This is a genomic window from Bradyrhizobium sp. Crot121, from assembly GCF_059512385.1.
In genome coordinates, this window is the sequence record NZ_JCAMOR010000019.1 from 92,306 (window position 1) to 112,534 (window position 20,229).

At 63.6% G+C, this 20,229-nt stretch carries 18 protein-coding genes; 14 read left to right on the forward strand and 4 right to left on the reverse strand.

Translation table 11 applies throughout. The annotated features are described in order from the left end of the window. Positions 1–30: 30 nt before the first annotated feature. The 3 genes from ftsZ to AC5ZGW_RS18725 all read right to left on the reverse strand — a co-directional run bounded on the left by ftsZ (position 31) and on the right by AC5ZGW_RS18725 (position 3,816). Positions 31–1,287, reverse strand: coding sequence for a cell division protein FtsZ (gene ftsZ, locus AC5ZGW_RS18715; RefSeq protein ID WP_130229487.1), 1,257 nt, complete (start codon positions 1,285–1,287; stop codon positions 31–33). Between the two features lie 462 nt (positions 1,288–1,749). Then, entirely contained in the window at positions 1,750–3,243 is a 1,494-nt protein-coding gene (locus AC5ZGW_RS18720) for an NAD-dependent succinate-semialdehyde dehydrogenase (RefSeq protein WP_028162549.1), read from the reverse strand. Positions 3,244–3,495: 252 nt separating this feature from the next. Further along, positions 3,496–3,816, reverse strand: a complete 321-nt coding sequence (locus AC5ZGW_RS18725) for a hypothetical protein (RefSeq protein WP_028162550.1) — start codon at positions 3,814–3,816, stop codon at positions 3,496–3,498. 257 nt (positions 3,817–4,073) lie between these two features. Between AC5ZGW_RS18725 and AC5ZGW_RS18730 the strand changes: the two genes are divergently transcribed. Continuing rightward, the gene (locus AC5ZGW_RS18730) at positions 4,074–5,267 is read left to right on the forward strand and encodes a serine hydrolase domain-containing protein (RefSeq protein ID WP_130229488.1); all 1,194 of its coding nucleotides are present in this window, start codon (positions 4,074–4,076) and stop codon (positions 5,265–5,267) included. Positions 5,268–6,654: 1,387 nt separating this feature from the next. Here AC5ZGW_RS18730 and AC5ZGW_RS18735 read toward each other — a convergent pair. Continuing rightward, positions 6,655–7,656, reverse strand: coding sequence for an adenosine kinase (locus AC5ZGW_RS18735; protein WP_130227486.1), 1,002 nt, complete (start codon positions 7,654–7,656; stop codon positions 6,655–6,657). 87 nt (positions 7,657–7,743) lie between these two features. Here AC5ZGW_RS18735 and murJ point away from each other — a divergent pair, with 87 nt between their 5' ends. From murJ to lnt, 13 genes are all read left to right on the forward strand, one after another. Next, on the forward strand, positions 7,744–9,285 hold the full coding sequence (gene murJ / locus AC5ZGW_RS18740) for a murein biosynthesis integral membrane protein MurJ (protein ID WP_130227487.1): 1,542 nt from the start codon (positions 7,744–7,746) through the stop codon (positions 9,283–9,285). A 66-nt stretch (positions 9,286–9,351) separates the two neighbouring features. Continuing rightward, positions 9,352–10,404, forward strand: a complete 1,053-nt coding sequence (gene trpS, locus AC5ZGW_RS18745) for a tryptophan--tRNA ligase (protein ID WP_028168416.1) — start codon at positions 9,352–9,354, stop codon at positions 10,402–10,404. A 92-nt stretch (positions 10,405–10,496) separates the two neighbouring features. Then, a complete protein-coding gene (locus AC5ZGW_RS18750) occupies positions 10,497–10,991 on the forward strand; it encodes a universal stress protein (RefSeq protein WP_028168417.1) in 495 nt (164 codons plus the stop codon). 116 nt (positions 10,992–11,107) lie between these two features. Beyond that, on the forward strand, positions 11,108–11,677 hold the full coding sequence (locus AC5ZGW_RS18755; protein WP_028168418.1) for a NifU family protein: 570 nt from the start codon (positions 11,108–11,110) through the stop codon (positions 11,675–11,677). A gap of 83 nt (positions 11,678–11,760) precedes the next feature. Continuing rightward, positions 11,761–12,459, forward strand: coding sequence for a tRNA (adenosine(37)-N6)-threonylcarbamoyltransferase complex dimerization subunit type 1 TsaB (tsaB, locus tag AC5ZGW_RS18760; protein WP_130227488.1), 699 nt, complete (start codon positions 11,761–11,763; stop codon positions 12,457–12,459). Further along, positions 12,456–12,941 (forward strand): ribosomal protein S18-alanine N-acetyltransferase, encoded by a 486-nt coding sequence (gene rimI / locus AC5ZGW_RS18765; RefSeq protein ID WP_028168420.1) that lies wholly within the window; start codon positions 12,456–12,458, stop codon positions 12,939–12,941. Before tsaB ends, rimI begins: the two co-directional genes overlap by 4 nt. A gap of 52 nt (positions 12,942–12,993) precedes the next feature. Beyond that, positions 12,994–13,443: a Fur family transcriptional regulator gene (locus AC5ZGW_RS18770; RefSeq protein ID WP_028168421.1), complete on the forward strand. Its 450-nt coding sequence runs from the start codon at positions 12,994–12,996 to the stop codon at positions 13,441–13,443. Positions 13,444–13,449: 6 nt separating this feature from the next. Then, on the forward strand, positions 13,450–14,127 hold the full coding sequence (locus AC5ZGW_RS18775) for an HAD family hydrolase (RefSeq protein ID WP_130227489.1): 678 nt from the start codon (positions 13,450–13,452) through the stop codon (positions 14,125–14,127). Between the two features lie 169 nt (positions 14,128–14,296). Beyond that, on the forward strand, positions 14,297–15,697 hold the full coding sequence (gene miaB / locus AC5ZGW_RS18780; protein WP_130227490.1) for a tRNA (N6-isopentenyl adenosine(37)-C2)-methylthiotransferase MiaB: 1,401 nt from the start codon (positions 14,297–14,299) through the stop codon (positions 15,695–15,697). A 4-nt stretch (positions 15,698–15,701) separates the two neighbouring features. Then, a complete protein-coding gene (locus AC5ZGW_RS18785; RefSeq protein ID WP_035692414.1) occupies positions 15,702–16,757 on the forward strand; it encodes a PhoH family protein in 1,056 nt (351 codons plus the stop codon). An 86-nt stretch (positions 16,758–16,843) separates the two neighbouring features. Then, positions 16,844–17,350: an rRNA maturation RNase YbeY gene (gene ybeY, locus AC5ZGW_RS18790; protein ID WP_130227491.1), complete on the forward strand. Its 507-nt coding sequence runs from the start codon at positions 16,844–16,846 to the stop codon at positions 17,348–17,350. Position 17,351: 1 nt separating this feature from the next. Further along, on the forward strand, positions 17,352–18,485 hold the full coding sequence (locus tag AC5ZGW_RS18795) for a hemolysin family protein (RefSeq protein ID WP_165435334.1): 1,134 nt from the start codon (positions 17,352–17,354) through the stop codon (positions 18,483–18,485). After that, complete coding sequence (gene lnt / locus AC5ZGW_RS18800) at positions 18,482–20,095, forward strand: apolipoprotein N-acyltransferase (RefSeq protein ID WP_130227493.1); 1,614 nt, start codon at positions 18,482–18,484, stop codon at positions 20,093–20,095. Before AC5ZGW_RS18795 ends, lnt begins: the two co-directional genes overlap by 4 nt. Positions 20,096–20,229: the final 134 nt, after the last annotated feature.

The window sequence follows — 20,229 nt, forward strand, 5'->3', positions numbered from 1 at the left end:
AATCCGTCTAATTCCGGCAGTTGGACGTGCTCAGGTGGCCTTCCGGCGCAGGAAGGCCGGGATATCGAGAAGGTTTTCCTCGATCAAATTCCGCCCAGGAGCGGAGCGGCCGTACGGATCGACGCCTTGCGGAGCCGCATGGCGCGCATGTTCCGAAATCGGCGCTGCCGGTTCAGGGTAGCGGGTCGTCGGGCGGAGCGGCGAACGCTCTGATTGAGGCACCGGTGCACGACGCTCGATCCCATTGGCAATGCGACGGTTGTCGTTTTGCAGCCTGCTCGCAAGTTCGGTAACTGCGCTTTCCACCCGTTGCGCCCGCTGCGCCGGGCCAAGATTATCGATGCCGGTCGCCACCACGGAGACGCGGACGATGCCTTCCAGGCTTTCGTCGAAAGTGGCGCCGATGATGATGTTGGCGTCCGGGTCGGCCTGTTCGCGAATGCGCGTAGCGGCTTCGTCGACCTCGAACAACGTCAGATCCCTGCCGCCGGAGATGGAGACGATGAGGCCGCTGGCGCGCTTGATCGAGGGGTCCTCGATCAATGGATTGGAGATCGCCGCCACGGCGGCGTTGAGCACGCGCTTCTCGCCGGAAGCCTCGCCCCTGCCCATCATGGCTTTGCCCTTCTCGCGCATGACCGAGAGAACGTCGGCAAAATCGAGATTGATCAGACCTTCCTTGACGATCAGATCGCTGATGCATGCCACGCCCGAATAAAGCACTTGATCGGCGAGGACGAAGGCATCGGCGAATGTGGTTCTCTCGCTGGCGACCCGGAACAGGTTCTGGTTCGGGATGATCAGCAGCGTGTCGACAGCCTTCAGCAGTTCGGCAATGCCTGCTTCGGCAACGCGCATGCGGCGCTGACCCTCGAAGTGGAATGGCTTGGTGACGACACCAATGGTGAGAATGCCAAGCTCGCGCGCGGTCCTGGCTATAACGGGCGCCGCCCCAGTGCCCGTACCGCCGCCCATGCCGGCCGTGACAAACACCATGTGCGCACCGGCCAAATGATCGCGGATTGCATCGGTCGCCTCTTCGGCCGCAGCGCACCCCACTTCAGGCTGCGCGCCGGCGCCAAGACCCCCGGTCACCTGGGTGCCCATCTGAACGATGCGCGTGGCCTTCGACATGCTGAGTGCCTGCGCGTCGGTATTGGCAACGATGAAGTCGACGCCTCTCAGCCCACTCGCGATCATGTTGTTGACGGCATTGCCGCCGGCGCCGCCGACCCCAAACACGACAACGCGCGCCTTCATTTCCCTGATATCGATGGTCTGGGTCATTTGTGCCTCACGTTGCTCCGCAAGTCGGGAATGAGGGGGTACGGATCAGCTATCTACAAGCCTTACGGTCTGTTTCCACTTTTGGTCCTCGATCTTCGCCGCTAATCGGGGCGATGTTGCCTGACGTCGCTTGGCAAGCGAACGAGCAGCCTCTGGCGGGACTGTCAGGCGGGCACCTGGAGCGGCATATGTCAGCGCCTCAACGGACATCGGCTGTTCTCCTAGAACGAACCGGGCGGCAATCGGCTGATGATGACCGGGCGATGACCGCAGGCTAGGCCGCGTTGGTTAACAGAGTGTTACCGGGCGTGTATGATCTCACGCAGCAAAAAGCCGCCCGGAAAGAGCGACCTCAGCGTCGTAGGGTGGGGAAAGCGCAGCGTGCCCACCATTCTGGCTCGACTGCGGATGGTGGGCACGCTGCGCTTTGCCCACCCTACGCGACTTCGCTCCGACGACGGACTACACGCCCGCCATCATCACGTATTTGATCTCGACATATTCTTCCATGCCGTGATGCGAGCCTTCGCGCCCCAGGCCGCTCTCCTTGACGCCGCCGAACGGCGCGACTTCGGTCGTGATCAGGCCGGTGTTGACGCCGACCATGCCTGATTCCAGCGCCTCCGCGACGCGCCAGACGCGGCCGAGGTCGCGTGAGTAGAAGTACGAGGCGAGGCCAAACGGCGACTTGTTGCACATCGCGATCACGTCGGCTTCATCCTTGAAGCGGATCACTGGCGCGAGCGGGCCGAATGTCTCTTCCTGCGATACCAGCGCATCCGACTTGACGTCGGAGAGCACCGTCGGCTCGAAGAAGGTGCGGCCGAGCGAAGAGCGCTTGCCGCCGGTGACGACCTTGGCGCCGCCCTTCACCGCATCGGCAATGTGCCGCTCGACCTTCTCGATCGCTTCCATGTTGATCAGCGGCCCCTGCACCACGCCCTGCTCGGTGCCGTCGCCGATCTTCATGGCGGCAACCTTCTTCGAGAGCTTCTGCACGAACTCGTCGTAGATCTTGTCCTGGGCATAAAGGCGGTTGGCGCAGACGCAGGTCTGGCCCATGTTGCGGTATTTCGAGACGATCGCGCCCTCGACCGCGGCATCGATATCGGCGTCATCGAACACCACGAAGGGCGCGTTGCCGCCGAGCTCCAGCCCGAGCTTCTTCACGCCGACCGACGCCTGCCGGTACAGGATCTTGCCGACCTCGGTCGAGCCGGTGAAGCCGACGAAGCGCACGGCAGGATGCTCGCACAGGACCTTGCCGATCGGCGGCGCATCGCCGGTGATGATGTTGAACACGCCCTTCGGCACGCCGGCCTTCTCGGCCAGCGCCGCCAGCGCCAGCGCCGACAGCGGCGTCTCGTTGGCAGGCTTCAGCACCACGGTGCAGCCGGCGGCAAGCGCCGGCGAAACCTTGCGGGTGATCATCGAGTTCGGGAAGTTCCACGGCGTGATCGCGCCGCAGACGCCGATCGGCTGCTTGATCGCGAGCAGCCGCGCATCCGGCCGCTGGGTCGGGATGGTCTCGCCATAGACGCGGCGGGCCTCCTCGGCGAAAAACTCGACATAGGCGCCACCGATATCGACCTCGCCCAGCGCCTCGGCCAGCGGCTTGCCCTGTTCCGAGGTCAGGATCAGCGCCAGGTCCTCGCGGTTGGCGATGATCAGTTCGAACCATTTGCGCAGGATGTTGGAACGCTGCTTGGCCGTCAGCTTGGCCCAGGCCGGGAAGGCGCGTTCGGCGGCTTCGACGGCCTTGGTGGCGTCATCGGCGCTGAGTTGCGGGATCTGCACCAGTTCGGCGCCGGTAGCGGGATTGTTCACGGAGAAGACGGGCGTTCCGACCCAGGCGCCATCGATGAAGCAGCGGTCGCGCAGCAGCGAGGGATCTTTCAGGCGATCGCGAAGCGAGGTTCCTGATTGCGAAGCGCGTGCGGCAACGGGCGGATTCATGGCGTCACTCCTGGCATTTTCTGGGCGTTGTCGCCCAAAGATAAGTCGAAACCGGTCGCAATGCATCGTCCGCTGAGGGCGGATGCGTCAAGCAATTTTGCGGGTGTGCGGGAGCCGCTGGAGCGTTTTCGAGCGAAGCATAGCCTCGGACTTGATCCGAGGTTGGACACCGGTTCGCTGCGTAGACTTATCCGCGCAAAAAACGCACCAAAACTAGCAAGCTTCGGTTCTGATTCAATCAGAACCGAAGCTCTAGGCCGCGCCGTTCAGATAGGTTTCGCGACGCCCGATCATACGTTCCGCCGCCGCCTTGGCATCGGCCTTCGAGGACGTCGCGCAGGTGCGATATTCGAGGTCCGGCAACTTGGCCGGGTCACGGCGGCCGAACCACGACCTGGGCGCGACCTGGAGCAGCGCCAGCGCCTGCGCGACATTGTCGACCGCTTCGAAGGAGTGCAACGCGCCGGTGCCGGCGTAGCGGACCTCGTAAAGGCCGGGGCTGATCGGGGCTTCGATGTTCTCGCCCCGGCCGGGCCGGGGATACCGTTTCCACTCACTCCACGTCGAGATCATCGCCACATCCTGCAACTTCGAAAGCAACCATTTGCTTCAAAACATTCAGACCAGAAGCATAGTTTGCCTTGGAATTAGAATGCGTTACATCACGAAACCATTGACGGGAAGCAATACCAAATCACGTTATCGTGGATGGTTCCTGGTTGTCGTCGCTGCATTTCCGCTGAAATCAAAATCCGCAAGCGGCCGGCTTGCGGGACGCGCCACACGGTAAGAAGATCAAGCTTCCACAACAACAATCAGGAGGCAGCCCCATGCAGAGCAAAGCTCAGATCGATCAGCTTCTCCGTCAGAAATGCGACGCGAAGGAAATCCCTGGCGTGATCGCGGTTGCTGCGACCGGCAACGAAATCATCTACGAGAACGCGTTCGGCAAACGCGACCTCGGCAAAGACGATGCGATGACGACGGACCGCGTGTTCTGGATCGCCTCGATGACCAAGGCGGTGACCAGCGCAGGCGCGATGCAACTGGTCGAGCAGGGCAAGCTCTCGCTGGACGAACCGATCGGCAAGGTGCTGCCTGATCTGGCTTCACCGCAAGTGCTCGAAGGCTTCGATGCCGACGGCGAGCCCAAGCTGCGGCCGGCCAGGACGCCGATCACGCTGCGCCACCTGATGACCCACACAGCGGGCTTCTGCTACCACATGTGGAACGACGACATGGGCAAGTATCTCGCAAAAACCGGGATGCCCGCCGTCACCACCTGCAAGAACGATGCGCTGAAGTTGCCGCTGACGACAGATCCCGGCACGCGCTGGGAATACGGCATCAATATCGATTTCATCGGCAAGGCCGTCGAGGCGGCGAGCGGCAAGCGGCTTGACGCCTACTTGCGGGATCACCTGTTCGCGCCGCTCGGCATGAGCGATACCGGATTCAAGATCACCGATGCGATGCGCCAGCGCCTTGTCGGCATGCATGCGAGAGCCCCCGACGGGACGCTGGCACCGATCCCGTTCGAGCTCGAGCAGGAGCCGGAATTCCATATGGGTGGCGGCGGCCTCTATTCGACTGCAGGCGACTACATCAAGTTCACGCGGATGATCCTGGGCAAAGGCCGCGGCAACGGCAACCAGGTGCTGAAGCCGGAGACGGTGGCGCTGATGGGCCAGAACCACATGGGCGACCTGAACGTCACCAAGATGGTCTCGGCCGATCTCACTTTGTCCAACCATGTCGATCTCTATCCGGACATGGACAAGAAATGGGGCCTCAGCTTCCTCATCAACACTGCGAAGACGCCGGAGGGACGCAGCGCCGGCAGCCTCGCCTGGGCGGGCCTCGCCAACACCTATTACTGGATCGATCCGGCGCGCGATGTCACCGGCGTGATCCTGATGCAGCTCTTGCCGTTCGCCGACGGCAAATGCCTGGAAGCCTTCGCCGGCTTCGAACGCGGCATCTATGCCGGCCTCGACGCCGACAGCGGCAAGAGGGCGGCGTGATGACGTAGGGTGAAATCAGCTTTTCGCCTTCGCCAAGAGCGAAGGCGAAAAGCATGATCCGCCGCGCGCTCGCCGCAGGTGGCTCAAAGCGAACATCTCGGTTTCATGTTGCCGCACGAGTTCGGCGGCCTCGCGGGCGATCTTGCTATCGGGGATCCTAACGCCAGAAATAACGTCGGCCATTGTCGAGCTCCCGTCTTCCCTATCTGCCGCTGGTTACAGGAATTTTGACTGTACCACCCCGGCGCAATCAGCCGCCCGCTCGCGGGGCCACAATCACCGCCGTCATTCCGGGCGCGCCTCTTGGCGCGAGCCTGGAATCTATCGAGCCGCGAGCGGAGGCGGAGAAATGGATTCTCTGATGTGCAATTGCACATCATAGCTCGATGCTTCGCATCGCCCCGGAATGACAGTGGGACGCATTGCGCAATCCTCTCCTCCGTCATGGCCGGGCTTGACCCGGCCATCCACGTTCTCTCCCGTGCACGGAGGCAAAGGACGTGGATGCCCGGGGCATCTGCGCGAAGACGCGCTTCGCGCTTTTGCCCGGGCATGACGGCGTCGTATCGTTGGCGGGATTTTCTTTAAGCCAATCAATATGATTTGCCCGGTCCACCCCTCGCAGGAAAAACATTCCGCTTCCGTCGTCGGGCAAATCAGTGATTTAACTCCGCGCGTCTCACGGCGGATGAGGGGCGGCTCGCGATCGTCACGAACGTTGCGGTGAGATGCGGTGGACGTGATGGGTGTGACTGACGAGCACGCACATCACGGACGGCGAAGTCGTGTGGTCCTGGCGCCCCGACGCTGGCGCTAAGTTTTTTTGCGCGAAGAAATCCGCGCGAGAGGCGATGGTGGCAAGAAAGCCCGGTCACCAAGGAGAGCACGAAGTAAGCCGTAAACCATCGCGCAGGGAAAGCCGGAATGCTTCGGTTGAACCTGTGGTCCTACCCCCGTGCTTTTTGTTGCACGGGACCCACGGGTGCAACCTGCACCCGGCTTTCCCTGCGCCCTCTGTTCGATGAGAGGGTGGAACGAGATGCAAACCTCGGACACATCATGCCGCGAGAATGCGGAAGCACGTTCTTTCCTCACACTCCACCGTCATGCCCCGCGAAGGCAGGGCATCCAGTATCCGGCGGCCTCTCGGCTCAAGCACGACCGCCTCTGGAATACTGGATCATCCGCCAGAGCCTGTCATCGGGCGGCCATTCGGCCGACCCGGTGGCGGACGACGACAGCGGAGAGCTGTTTGACAATTGAATCAGGAAGCCTCCCGCGTCATTGCGAGCATAGCGAAGCAATCCATAGCGCCGCTTGTGGAGACGTGGATTGCTTCGCTGCGCTCGCAACGACGACGGAAAGAATCGTGACGAGCAATAGGGAGCTAAACCGGCAATCTGTTCTGCTGCGCCAACTCCTTCAACGACGTCTGCGGGCGCGCGCCGATATGCTGGATCACCTCTGCGGCTGCGAGTGCGCCGAGCCGACCGGCATTCTCATAGCCGGCATCGCGGACCAGGCCGAACATGAAGCCGGCGGCGAAGAGATCGCCTGCGCCGGTCGTATCCACCAATTGCTCGATCGGGAACGCCGGCACGGCGGTGACGCCGTCCTTCGCTGCCACCACGCAGCCCTTCTCGCTGCGGGTGACGACGCCGAGTTTCGCATCGACGCGGAACTGCTTCAGCGCGCTGTCGAAATCGGCGGTCTGGTACAACGAGCGCAGCTCGGCCTCATTGGCGAACACCAGATCGACCGTGCCTTTGCGCATCAATTCGAGGAATTCGTCGCGATAGCGATCGACGCAAAAGGAATCCGACAAGGTTAGCGCGACCTGGCGGCCTGCGGCATGCGCGATCGTTGCCGCCTTGACGAAGGCTTGCTTGGCGCTCGCGGGATCCCAGAGATAGCCTTCGAGATAGACGATGCGGGACGCCGCGATCTGCGCTTCATCGATATCGGCCGGCGTCAGATCTTGCGCGGCGCCGAGATAGGTGTTCATGGTGCGCTCGCCATCCGGCGTCACCAGGATATAGGAGCAGCCGGTGGCGGGGCCATCGGTGGCGGGCCTGGTCTCGAATGCGACGCCCGCGGCGCGGATGTCATGGGCATAGAGCCGGCCGATCTGATCGTCCTTGAGCTTGCCGACATAGGCCGCACGGGCGCCGAAATTGGCGACGCCGACAATGGTATTGGCCGCCGAGCCCCCGGACATCTCGGTCGCTGGGCCCATGTCCTGGTAGATCGCGCCGGCGCGGGCCTCGTCGATCAGCGCCATGCTGCCCTTGGCCATGCCGTGACGGCTGAGGAACGCCTCGTCGGTCCTCACCAGGACGTCGAAAATTGCGTTGCCGATCCCGAGAATGTCATATTTTGCGTCGGCCATTATCCATCCTTCGAGCGATTGAGAAGGCTGCGCCGTACCAGATCAACATGGCGCCAGCAAGCCAGGTGGCTGTTATATAGAAGTCATATGATCCGCTCTTTCCTCACCGTCTCCTCGGGAACGCTGGCCTCACGGCTGCTCGGCTTTGCCCGCGATTCCATCATCGCGGCGCTGCTGGGCGCCGGCGCGGTTGCCGATGCGTTCCTGGTTGCCTTTCAAATGGTCAATGTGGTCAGGCGGCTCCTGACCGAGGGCGCGCTGAACGCCGCGCTGATACCGGCGTGGCTCCGCCTGCGCGAGACCGAAGGCGCAGCGGCCGCCGCGGCCTTCGCCGGTCGCGTGCTCGGGACCATCAGCGCCGCGCTGATCGTGGCGTCGGTCCTGATCGGCTTGCTGATGCCGCTGGTGATCGCGGCGCTGGCGCCGGGATTTGTCGGCCGCGACACGCTGGACCTTGCCGTCAACAATGCGCGGCTGATGCTGCCTTATCTTGCCTTCGCCGGACCCGTCGCGGTCATGATGGGGCTCATGAACGCGCAAGCGCGCTTTGCGCTCACCGCATTCTCGCCGCTGCTGTTCAACATCGCGCTGATCGCGGTCATGGCCGTGCTGCTGACATGGCGGGGGGATGCCGCGCATGCCGCGATGGTCGTCGCGGCGACCGTCGGCCTTGCGGGACTTCTGCAATTGTCGATCCTCGTGCTGCGCGGCGGCCGCGCGGCAACGCCGCTCCGCATCTCCTTCGACAAGGACATGCGCGGCTTCCTCGGCAAGGCCGTCCCCGGGATGATCGCAAGCAGCGCGCCGCAATGGCTGATGGTGGCGGGCGCCGTGATCGCCTCCAAATCGCCGTCGGCGGTCTCCTGGCTTTATTTTGCCAACCGCCTGATCGAACTGCCGCTCGGGATCGTCGGCGTCGCCATGGGCACGGTGCTGATCCCGGAAATGACGCGCGCGCTGCACAGCGGTGACCGAACCGCCATCGCGCGCGTGGAATCGCGCGGCCTGGAATTGGCGGTCGGACTCGCTTTACCGGCGACGCTTGGCCTCATCGTATTGAGCGCCCCGGTGGTGCGGATCCTGTTCGAGCACGGCGCGTTTGCCGCGCACGATGCCACGGCCACCGCGCATGCGCTGACCTGGCTTGCGCTCGGCCTGCCCGCGCATGTGCTGGTGAAAGCGCTGTCGCCGGCCTTCTTCGCCCGCGAGGATACCCGCACGCCACTCCTGGGCGCGCTGACCGCCATTGTGGTGGCGATCGTCGCCGCGTTCCTGCTCCGCCACTCTTTCGGCACGCGCGGCATCGCTGCCGGCATCACGCTGGGAGCCTGGAGCAACGCGCTCTATTTGATCCGGAAGGGCGGCGCGACATTCGGCTTCGCGATCGACACGGAGGCCCGCGATCGGCTCCCGCGCATCTGCCTGGCGGCGCTCGCCATGGGCGCGCTGCTGTGGCTTCTGCAGGAGTTCGCGCCGCTGGCCGCGGGATCGCGCGGGCCGGCGCAGGCCGTGCTGCTGTTCGCGGTGATTTTGGCCGCCATGGCGAGCTACGGCCTGTTCCTGAAGCTGTTCGGCGTGATCGGCTGGCGCGAGGCAGTCGCCGCGATCAGGCAAGACCGTCCCGCCTGACTTGCGCCGATAGCTCCAAAATGGCAAACGACCCCGCCGAAGCGGCATTTTCCGGGAATTGACACCATGGCGTTCGTGGAACGGGTTTTTTCAGGCGTCCAGCCGACGGGCAATCTGCACCTCGGCAATTACCTCGGCGCCATCGTCAACTTCGTCAAGCTGCAGGAGACGCACAATTGCATCTACTGCGTCGTCGACATGCACGCGATCACGCAGGGCGTTGATGTCTGGGGCGGCCCGGCGGAGCTGACGCGCAACACCCGCGAGGTGACCGCGGCGTTCATTGCGAGCGGCATCGACCCGAAGAAGCACATCGTCTTCAACCAGAGCCAGATCGCGGGCCATGCCGAGCTTGCCTGGATCTTCAACTGCGTCGCCCGCATCGGCTGGCTGAACCGGATGACCCAGTTCAAGGAGAAGGCCGGCAAGGATCGCGAGAACGCCTCCGTCGGTCTCTACGACTATCCGGTGCTGATGGCGGCCGACATCCTGCTCTATCGCGCGACCCACGTGCCTGTGGGTGAGGACCAGAAGCAGCATCTCGAGCTGTCACGCGACATCGCACAGAAGTTCAACAACGACTTCGGCGACTCGATCCGCGGCCACGGCCTTGCCGACGGCCTGTTCTTCCCGCTGCCCGAGCCGCTGATCACGGGACCGGCGACGCGGGTGATGAGCCTGCGCGACGGCACCAAGAAGATGTCGAAGTCGGAACCCTCTGATAATTCGCGCATCAACCTCACCGACGATGCCGACACCATCGCGCAGAAGATCCGCAAGGCGAAGACCGATCCGGAGCCGTTGCCATCAGAGGAAAAGGGGCTGGAGGCCCGGCCCGAAGCCGACAATCTCGTCGGCATCTACGCAGCGCTCGCCGGCATCAGCAAGCAGGCCGTGCTGAAGGATTTCGGCGGCGGCCAGTTCTCCAGCTTCAAGAACGCGCTGGTGGACGTTTGCGTTGCGAAACTGTCGCCAATCGCGGCCGAAATGAAGCGGCTGGTCGCCGACCCCGGCCATGTCGATCAGATCCTGGTCGACGGCGCCAACCGCGCCCGCGTGATCGCCGATGAAACCATGCGCGCCGCGAAGGACGTCGTCGGCTTCATCCGGCAGCGATAGGCGATCAACATCGATTGCTCTCGCACCCTCTCCCAAAAGCCGAGGGGGTGTGGCAGCATAAGTCTGCTTGGCAATAATGCACCGGGACATGCATGACCACCCAGCGACGAAGCTACGAATCTGGTCACAAGCCGAAATGCCTTGTCATCGTTGACGACAGCGCCGAATGGGACCGCGCCGTCTACTACGCCAGCCGCTGGGCGATCCGGGTCGGCGGCGGCGTCGTGATGCTGCGCGTCATCGAGACCGAGGACCAGAACCAGCAATGGCTCGGGGTGGCCGACATCATGCGTGCCGAGGCCGAGGAAGCGGCAAACGAGGCGCTCGACCGCGCCGCCGGGCGCGCCAACGGGATTGCCGCGATCACGCCCGAGCGGGTGATTCGCGAGGGGGACCCAACCGAGCAGGTCCTCGACGTCATCGACAAGGACGAGGACATCTCGATCCTGGTGCTGGCGGCCAATCCGGGGCCGGAAGGCCCGGGTCCGATCATCACCACCATGGCCAAGATCATGGGCGAGTTCCCGATTCCCGTCACCATCGTGCCCGGCGGACTGACCGACGAAGAGATCGATTCGCTATCGTAACCCCTTGATCAATCGTCGGAACCGACGGTTCCCGCCTTGATCCGTGCGTTCGCCGTCGCCATCTGCTAAGGGAACCCCACGCGCCGGCCTTGAACCGGCGACGCCGGAGAAAACAAATGTTCATCCAGACCGAAGCTACCCCCAATCCCGCCACCCTGAAGTTCATTCCGGGCCGCACCGTGCTCGCGAGCGGCACCATGGAATTTGCGACACCTGAAGCCGCCGTCCGCTCCCCGCTCGCCGAACGGCTGTTCGCCGTGCCCGGCGTCACCGGCGTGTTCTATGGCTCCGACTTCGTCACCGTGACCAAGGCCGACGGCGACTGGCAGCATCTGAAGCCCGCAATCCTCGGCGCGATCATGGAGCACTACATGTCCGGCGCGCCGCTGCTCGCCGACGGCAGTGTCGATGGCGACGATTCGCTCGATGAGGAAGACGAGTTCTTCAATGACGAAGATGCCGACACCGTCGCGCAGATCAAGGACTTGATCGAGACGCGGGTGCGGCCTGCGGTCGCCAATGACGGCGGCGACATCACCTTCCGCGGCTTCAAGGATGGCGTCGTCTATCTCAACATGAAGGGCGCCTGCTCCGGCTGCCCGTCCTCGACCGCGACGCTGCAGCACGGCATCCAGAATCTGCTGCGGCACTTCGTCCCCGATGTGGTCGAAGTCCGCCCGATGTAAGGAGAGCGAATAGTGAGTGGCGAATGGCGAATAGGGATCGCGCCTGACCATCCATTCGCCATTCGCCAATTGCCATTCGCTCCATGATTATTCTCGCCATCGATACGGCGCTCGACGCCTGCTCTGCCGCCGTGCTCGACACCACCGCGAGCAAGCCGCTCGCGCTGGAATCGCAACCGATGAAGCGCGGGCATGCCGAAGCGCTGATGCCACTGATCGCGCGGGTGATGAAGCAGAGCGGCATCGCCTTCGTCGCGCTTGATCGCATTGCCGTCACCACCGGTCCCGGCAGCTTCACCGGACTGCGCGTCGGCCTGTCGGCGGCGCGCGGCATCGCGTTGGCCGCCAGCAAACCCGTCGTCGGCGTCACCACGCTGACCGCTTATGCCGCGCCTGTCGTCGCCGAGAACGGCGAGCATCCGATCATCTCCGCGATCGATGCGCGGCATGACCATGTCTATTTTCAGGTGGTGAGCGGCGACGGCAGCCCGCTGGTCAAGCCGAAGGTGGCGCCGGTCGAGCAGGCGATCAAGGCCGCGCAGCTTGGCACACCGCATCTGGTCGGCAATGCCGCAAAAATCCTCGCCGACCGCTGGCCGGCGGAGACGGCGCCGCCGTTCAAGATCGATACCCAGGCCGCGCCCGACATCACCTGGGTCGCCTGGGTCGGCGCGGCCGTCAGCCCCGAAGCGGCGCCGGCGCGGCCGTTCTATCTGCGCGCGCCGGACGCAAAGCCGCCGGCCAATCCGCTGCTCGACATCGCGCAATCGACCGCGTCATGATGGCCTGGCTTTCCGAATGGCTCAGCCGCGGCACGCCGGCGGTCGAAGCCGCGACTGTGCGCGATGCACCGCGTTTGGCGCAGCTACATGGCGCCTCGTTTCATCGCGGCTGGGGCGAAGGCGAATTCGAGGCAATGCTCGCCGAGCGCAACACGCTGGTGCATCGGCTGCGGCTCGGGCGCAAGATCATCGGCTTTGCAGTATCGCGGATGGGAGCGGACGAAGCTGAAATCCTGTCGATCGCGATCGATTCCAGCCAGCGCGGCCGCGGCCTGTCGCGCAATTTGTTGCTGACGCATCTGGGCCATCTTGCTGGCCGCGGCGTGCGCACTGTTTTCCTCGAAGTGGAGGAAAATAACCAGCCGGCGCGACGGCTCTATGAACGGGCCGGATTTGCCGTCGTCGGTCGCCGTGAACGCTATTACAAGCAGCCCGGTGGGGAACATTTGAATGCGCTTCTGATGCGCCGTGACTTGTCGTAACATGCGGGCGGTGGCAGAACAGTCCCGCCCTGCCCTTCCAGGCTGAAGAAACATGGCTCCGCTGAAAACCTCGTCTGCGATGAAGAACACCGGCATCGAGGCGCGCTGCGCCGCGACCGGCATGCGCATGACCGAGCAGCGCCGCGTCATCGCGCGCGTGCTGGCCGAATCCGTGGATCATCCTGACGTCGAGGAGCTGTACCGGCGCTGCGTCGCGGTCGACGACAAGATCTCGATCTCGACCGTCTACCGCACCGTAAAGCTGTTCGAGGACGCTGGCATCATCGAGCGCCACGACTTTCGCGAGGGCCGCGCGCGCTATGAGCAGATGCCCGACAGCCATCACGACCACCTGATCAATTTGCGCGACGGCAAGGTGATCGAATTCACGTCCGAAGAGATCGAGAAACTGCAGGCGGAGATCGCCCGCAAGCTCGGCTACAAGCTGGTCGACCACCGACTCGAACTGTATTGCGTCCCGCTGGACGAAGATAAATCGTAGTCTGAATTGAATCCTGATCTCATCATCTTCGATTGCGATGGCGTGCTGGTCGACAGCGAAGTCATTTCGTGTCGCGCGCATGCCGAGGTCCTGACGCGTCACGGCTATCCGATCACGTCGGAACAGGTGTTCGATCGTTTCCTCGGTCGCTCGACACGACAGGCCAATCTCGAAATCGAGGCCGAACTCGGCCGCAGCCTTCCAGATGATTATCACACGCAATTGCAGGACGAGCTGTTCCGTTCCTTTGAGGCCGATCTGCAGGCGGTGCCGCACATTCATGCCGCGCTCGACCAGATCGCGCAGCCCGTTTGCGTGGCGTCCAGCGGCTCACCACAACGCATGCGCGTCAGCCTTGGTCGCACCGCCCTCTACGAACGATTTGCACCGAACATCTTTTCAGCCCTGCAGGTCAAGAACGGCAAGCCGGCGCCCGATCTCTTCCTGTTCGCGGCCGGGCAGATGAAGGTGGCGCCCGAACGCTGTCTCGTGGTCGAGGACAGCCTCCCCGGCATCACAGCCGCGCGCGCCGCCGGGATGGCGGTGCTCGGCTTCTGCGGCGGCAGCCATTGCGGGCCCGGCCATGCCGAGACGCTGCGCGCCGCCGGCGCCACAATGACCTTTGCGGACATGCGGGAACTGCCCGGGCTGATCGAAAACGGTGCAATCGTCGCCGCAACCTGAGCCATCATTCCGGGATTGTCCGAAGGACCAGACCCAGAATCTCGAGATTCCGGGCTCGATGCTGGCGCATTGCCCCGGAATGGCGGGCCCAAAAGCTGGATTTTGACGGCTTTAGGCTATATTTGAGCCCTGCGCCCCGATGCGCTGCTTTCCACCGCAAGCAGGTTCCATGACGCCGCCGCGCAAGCTGCACATCAAATCCTATGGCTGCCAGATGAATGTCTACGATGCGCAGCGCATGGTGGATACGCTGGCCGGCGAGGGTTTTGTCGAGACGGCAAACGCCGACGAAGCGGATCTGGTGATCCTCAACACATGCCATATCCGCGAGAAGGCCTCGGAAAAGGTCTATTCCGAGCTCGGGCGGCTGCGCGTGATGAAGGACGACGCCGCGCGCCAGGGGCGCGACGTGAAAATTGCGGTCGCAGGCTGCGTTGCGCAAGCCGAAGGCGAGGAGATCATTCGCCGCGCGCCGACCGTCGACGTCGTGGTCGGTCCCCAGAGCTACCACCATCTCCCGCAACTGTTGAAGCAGGCGAAAGCGGAAGGCCGCGCGCTGGAGACCGAATTCCCGGTCGAGGACAAGTTCGGATTCTTGGCCCCGCCGAAGCCCGACGCGATCCGCTCGCGCGGCATTTCAGCTTTCGTCACCGTGCAGGAAGGCTGCGACAAGTTCTGCACCTTCTGCGTCGTGCCTTACACGCGTGGCGCAGAAGTCTCGCGTCCCGTGACGAGGATCATCGAGGATGTGGCGCGGCTTGCCGATAACGGCGTGCGCGAGATCACCCTGATCGGGCAGAACGTCAACGCCTATCACGGCGAAGGGCCGGATGGACGAAGCTGGCCGCTCGGCAAATTGCTTGAGCGGCTCGCCGCCATCCCCGGCGTGCTGCGCCTGCGCTATTCGACCAGCCATCCGCGCGATGTCGAGGACAGTCTGATCGAGGCGCATCGTGACCTGCCGGCGCTGATGCCGTTCGTGCACCTGCCGGTACAGTCCGGTTCGGACCGAATCTTGGCAGCCATGAACCGCAAACATACCGCCGATGATTACCGCCGCGTCATCGACCGATTTCGTGCGGTACGCCAAGACATTGCTTTTTCTTCGGATTTCATTGTCGGCTTCCCCGGCGAAAGTAGGGAAGATTTTTCTGCGACCCTCGCGCTTGTCATGCAAATAGGGTACGCTGCGGCTTATTCGTTCAAATATTCGCCGCGGCCCGGCACGCCGGCGGCGGACATGCAGGAGATGGTGCCAGCGGCGGAAATGGACGAGCGATTGGAGCGCCTCCAGAACTTGATCGACAGCCAGCAATCGGCCTTCAACAAGGCTGCGATCGGCACCACGGTCGATGTGCTGTTCGAACGCGCCGGGCGCAATCCCGGCCAGATCGTCGGCCGTACTGCCTATCTGCAGCCCGCGCACGTGATGGCATCATCGGACATCGTCGGGAAAGTCCTGCCGGTCAGGATCGACAGCCTTGAGCGCTACAGCCTGCTCGGCGAGCTGGCCCCGCGTCATGCGCGGCCTCAGTCATCCGCTCTTTCGCAGACGACCATTGGAGCCTGAACCCTTGCCAAAAAGCGCATCGGATTCACCATCGCTTGCTCCCAGCCGCAAACCTGACCGCGACATGCCGATCCCTCCAGAGACCCAGGTCGTCATCGACTTCGACGACAACCGCGCCGCGTCCGCGCTGGTCGGCCCTTATGGACAGAATCTGGCGCAGGTCGAACGCCGGCTCGGCGTCGTCGTTGACTCCCGCGGCAACCAGATCACCATCGCGGGTTCCCGCGACGGCTGCGACGCCGCACGACGCGTGCTGGAGACGCTTTATGGCCAGGCAACGCAAGGGCATGATCTTTCGCAAGGCGACGTCGAAGGCGCGATCCGCGCCGTGATCGCGCAGGGCTCGCTGTTCGAGTTCGACGCCAAGACCGCAAAGCCCTCGTTCGAGACCATCAACTTACGCAAGCGCCCGGTGCGGGCACGCACCGCCGCGCAGGATTCCTACATCCGCGCGCTGAAGCGGCACGAGCTGGTGTTCGGCGTCGGGCCTGCCGGTACCGGCAAGACCTGGCTTGCGGTCGCCTATGCCGCGCAATTGTTCGAGCGAAAGGAAGTCGATCGCATCATCCTGTCGCGGCCCGCGGTGGAGGCCGGCGAACGGCTCGGCTTTCTGCCTGGCGATCTTCGCGAGAAGGTCGACCCCTATCTGCGGCCGATCTATGACGCGCTCTATGACCTGATGGATGCGCGCGTCGTCGAGCGCGCACTGCAGGGCGGCGAGATCGAGATCGCGCCGCTTGCCTTCATGCGCGGCCGCACGCTGACCAATGCCGTCATCATCCTGGATGAAGCGCAAAACACCACCTCGATGCAGATGAAGATGTTCCTGACGCGGCTCGGCGAGAACAGCCGCATGATCGTCACCGGCGACCCCTCGCAGGTCGACTTGCCACACGGCCAGGCCTCCGGGCTGGCAGAGGCAGTGAGCCTGCTGGAAGGCGTCGAGGGCATCGCGCAGGTGCGCTTCACCGCGGAGGACGTGATCCGTCACGAATTGGTGGCACGGATCGTCGCCGCCTATGAGGGATTGCCACAACGGCAAGTCGCCGCCAAATCTTGATGTCATGAGCCGGCCTCACGGACCTGCCGCAAGCGGGTTCCGGCCGCAACCACAACGCCTAGAAACAACAACTTTTTGGAACGACAGTGTCTTCCGCCTTCCCCGCTACCGAGGTTCTGGTCACAGCCGATTGCTGGCAGACCGAGCCTGATACTGAAGCGGTGATCCATCGCGCCATCGAGGCCGCCGCCGAAATCACCGAGGCCGATGTCGGCGAGGCCGAACTGGCAGTGATGCTGACGGATGATTCCGGAATTCGGACGCTGAACAACAATTGGCGCGGCATCGACAAGCCGACCAACGTGCTGTCGTTCCCGGCGTTGCAGCCAAAGGGCGCTCAGGGGCTGGACGATGCCCCGCGCATGCTCGGCGATATTGCGATCGCCTATGAGACGACGCGCAGGGAGGCGGACGAGGAGCAGAAGCCGTTCGACCATCATTTAAGCCACCTCGCGGTGCACGGTTTCCTGCATCTGATCGGCTACGACCACGAAAACGACGACGACGCCGAGCAAATGGAAAATCTCGAGCGCGAAATCCTCGCGCAGCTCGGCATTCCCGATCCGTATGCGGACCGGGAGCGGATGGACTGAAATGGCGGACTCCGAACCTACCCACGACAATCCGCGCGATGTGCGCAACCTGCCGGCCGTGGTGCCGGAGGAGGCACAACGTCCCGCAGCGGAGAGCTGGCTGCTGCGCGCGATCCGCACCTTGTTCGGCTGGAAGGCAGGATCGGTTCGCGACGACCTGCAGGTGGTCCTCGACGCGTCAACGCCCGATGACGTGAACTTTTCCGCCGTCGAGCGCACCATGCTGCGCAACATCCTCAATCTGCATGAGCGGCGTATCGCCGACGTGATGGTGCATCGCGCCGACATCGTCGCCGTGAAGCGCGACATCCCGCTCGGCGAATTGATGAGCCTGTTCGAAAGCGCCGCGCATTCGCGCCTCGTGGTCTACAACGAAACCCTCGATGATCCCGAGGGCATGGTGCACATCCGAGACCTGCTTGCGTTCATGACCGCAAGAGCGCGCGTCAGCGACGCCGGCAAGACGCGGCGCAAGAAGCCGCTGCCCGCCGGCCTCGACCTGCGCGCGGTCGATCTCGCGCTGCCGCTTCACGAAGCCAGCATCATCCGAAAACTTCTTTATGTGCCGCCGTCGATGCGCGCGATCGACCTCTTGGTGCAGATGCAGGCCACGCGTATTCACCTGGCGCTGGTGGTCGACGAATATGGCGGCACCGACGGATTGGTGACGATCGAGGACCTCGTTGAGGAAATCGTCGGCGAGATCGACGACGAGCACGATAGCGATGAGCCGCCGTCGATCGTTCGCCAGCCGGATAACTCGTTCATCGCCGACGCGCGGGCGAGCCTCGATGATGTCCGCTCGGTGATCGGCGAAGACTTCGTCACGGGCGAAGCCGGCGAGGAAGTCGAGACGCTCGGCGGCTATCTGGTGTCGTTTGTCGGCCGCGTGCCGGTGCGCGGCGAATTGATTTCCGGGCCCGGCAATTTCGAGGTCGAAGTGCTCGACGCCGATCCGCGACGGGTGAAGCGCGTGCGGATCGCAACCCGCAAGGAACGCAACGTCCCGCGCAAGGAGCGCGAGAGCCGTCGCCGCAGCGAGGCCGCGCCCGATGCCAGCCCTCAGGCCGATGCCAGCCCGCAGGCCAACGACACCGCGCCTCCGCCCTCCGGCGACGGAGCCGCCCCGCAGTGAGGGTTTCCGATCAACTCCGCGCGGCCGGGCTTTCGATCATCCTGACCTGGGGATGGAAGCGCGCCGTCATCGCACTCGTCGCCGGCGCCCTATCCTCGCTCGCGATGGCGCCGTTCAACGCCTGGCCGATCCTGTTCTTGACCTTCCCGGTCGCGGTCTGGCTGATTGACGGCGCAGGCGCCGGAAAGTGGCGCGGCATCCCGGCGGCGGCAATCTCCGGCTATTGGTTCGGGCTCGGCTACTTCGTGCCGGGGCTTTACTGGATCGGCTATGCCTTCCTGGTCGATGCGCAGACTTTCGCCTGGCTGTTGCCGTTTGCGATACTGGGCCTGCCCGCCTATCTGGCACTGTTTCCCGCGCTCGGCTTTGCGCTGGCGCGCCTGCTCTGGACTCCCGACGGGTTCCGCGTGCTGGCGCTCGCAGCGAGCTTGACCATCGCCGAATGGCTGCGCGGCCATGTGCTATCCGGATTTCCCTGGAACGCCTTCGGCTATGCGCTGTCAGAACCACTGGCGCTGGCGCAGACCGCATCGCTGATCGGGCTCTGGGGCATGACGTTCCTCAGCCTCGCAATCTTCGCAAGCCCGGCCGTCTTGATCGATGGCAAATCATCCAACCGAAAGCTGTGGCGGGTGCCGGTCATAGCGCTGGTCGTTCTCGCGGCCATGCTGGTTTTCGGCGCGGTGCGGCTGTCGCGGCTGCCGACCACGATGGTCGCCAACGTCAAGCTGCGCATCATGCAGCCAAACCTGCAGCAGGACGTCAAATTCAACTACGCCGCCAAAGCGGCGGTGATGAAGAAATATCTGACGCTCTCCGATCGCGCCTCCGGCCCGCAATCCACTGGTGTGCGCGATGCCAGCATCCTGATCTGGCCAGAATCGGCGTTTCCGTTTTTCCTGACGCGCGAGGCCGACGCGATGGCACAGATCGCCGAGCTCCTGCCCCAAGGCACCGTGCTGATCACCGGCTCGGTGCGCGCCCCGGATCTGCCGCCAGGCGTCCGCATCACGCGCGCCTATAATTCGATCTATGTGATCGACCACGACGGCAGCGTGCTGTCGGTTTACGACAAGCTGCACCTGGTGCCGTTCGGCGAATATCTGCCATTTCAGGACCTGATGGAAAAGCTCGGCTTCGTGCAGCTCACCAAGGTCCATGGCGGATTCATCGCCGGCCAGCGGCGTCGCGCGCTTGACATCCCAAATGCGCCGCGCGCACTGCCGCTGATCTGCTACGAGGCGATTTTCCCTGATGACATTGACATCCACGACGACCGGCCGGGCTGGATCATCAACGTCACCAATGACGGCTGGTTTGGAATCTCGACCGGCCCCTACCAGCATCTACAGCAGGCGCGGCTGCGCGCGATCGAGGAGGGCCTGCCCATTGTTCGCGCAGCGAACACCGGCATCTCCGCGGTCATCGATCCGGCGGGACGGATTGTCGCAGAACTTGGCCTTGGCATCGAAGGCGTGCTCGATGCCAGATTACCGGCTGCCATCCCGCCGACGCTATATGCACGTTTCAATGACATTCCCGCGGCGATCATTCTGTTCGTCGCATTGTTGCTTGTGGTCGCACGGCGTGTTGCCCGGCGCAATTCTTGACGCCTGCGGGCTCTCGATGGTTGCTTGCGCAATGAAAAATTCCGCTGGTGTGATTCCACCAGTTGACAGAACCACCGCGTCATTCGCATTCTATCGTTGCAAGCCGAAACTGAAATCCTGCCAGCACAGTAGCT

Coding starts and splice junctions, on each gene's coding strand:
- AC5ZGW_RS18750 (WP_028168417.1), top strand. CDS start 10,497: ATGACCACCCAGCGACGAAGCTACGAATCTGGTCACAAGCCGAAATGC.
- AC5ZGW_RS18795 (WP_165435334.1), top strand. CDS start 17,352: ATGGCGGACTCCGAACCTACCCACGACAATCCGCGCGATGTGCGCAAC.
- AC5ZGW_RS18770 (WP_028168421.1), top strand. CDS start 12,994: ATGGCTCCGCTGAAAACCTCGTCTGCGATGAAGAACACCGGCATCGAG.
- ftsZ (WP_130229487.1), bottom strand. CDS start 1,287: ATGACCCAGACCATCGATATCAGGGAAATGAAGGCGCGCGTTGTCGTG.
- AC5ZGW_RS18735 (WP_130227486.1), bottom strand. CDS start 7,656: ATGGCCGACGCAAAATATGACATTCTCGGGATCGGCAACGCAATTTTC.
- AC5ZGW_RS18755 (WP_028168418.1), top strand. CDS start 11,108: ATGTTCATCCAGACCGAAGCTACCCCCAATCCCGCCACCCTGAAGTTC.
- trpS (WP_028168416.1), top strand. CDS start 9,352: ATGGCGTTCGTGGAACGGGTTTTTTCAGGCGTCCAGCCGACGGGCAAT.
- AC5ZGW_RS18730 (WP_130229488.1), top strand. CDS start 4,074: ATGCAGAGCAAAGCTCAGATCGATCAGCTTCTCCGTCAGAAATGCGAC.
- AC5ZGW_RS18725 (WP_028162550.1), bottom strand. CDS start 3,816: ATGATCTCGACGTGGAGTGAGTGGAAACGGTATCCCCGGCCCGGCCGG.
- tsaB (WP_130227488.1), top strand. CDS start 11,761: ATGATTATTCTCGCCATCGATACGGCGCTCGACGCCTGCTCTGCCGCC.
- rimI (WP_028168420.1), top strand. CDS start 12,456: ATGATGGCCTGGCTTTCCGAATGGCTCAGCCGCGGCACGCCGGCGGTC.
- AC5ZGW_RS18720 (WP_028162549.1), bottom strand. CDS start 3,243: ATGAATCCGCCCGTTGCCGCACGCGCTTCGCAATCAGGAACCTCGCTT.
- murJ (WP_130227487.1), top strand. CDS start 7,744: ATGATCCGCTCTTTCCTCACCGTCTCCTCGGGAACGCTGGCCTCACGG.
- miaB (WP_130227490.1), top strand. CDS start 14,297: ATGACGCCGCCGCGCAAGCTGCACATCAAATCCTATGGCTGCCAGATG.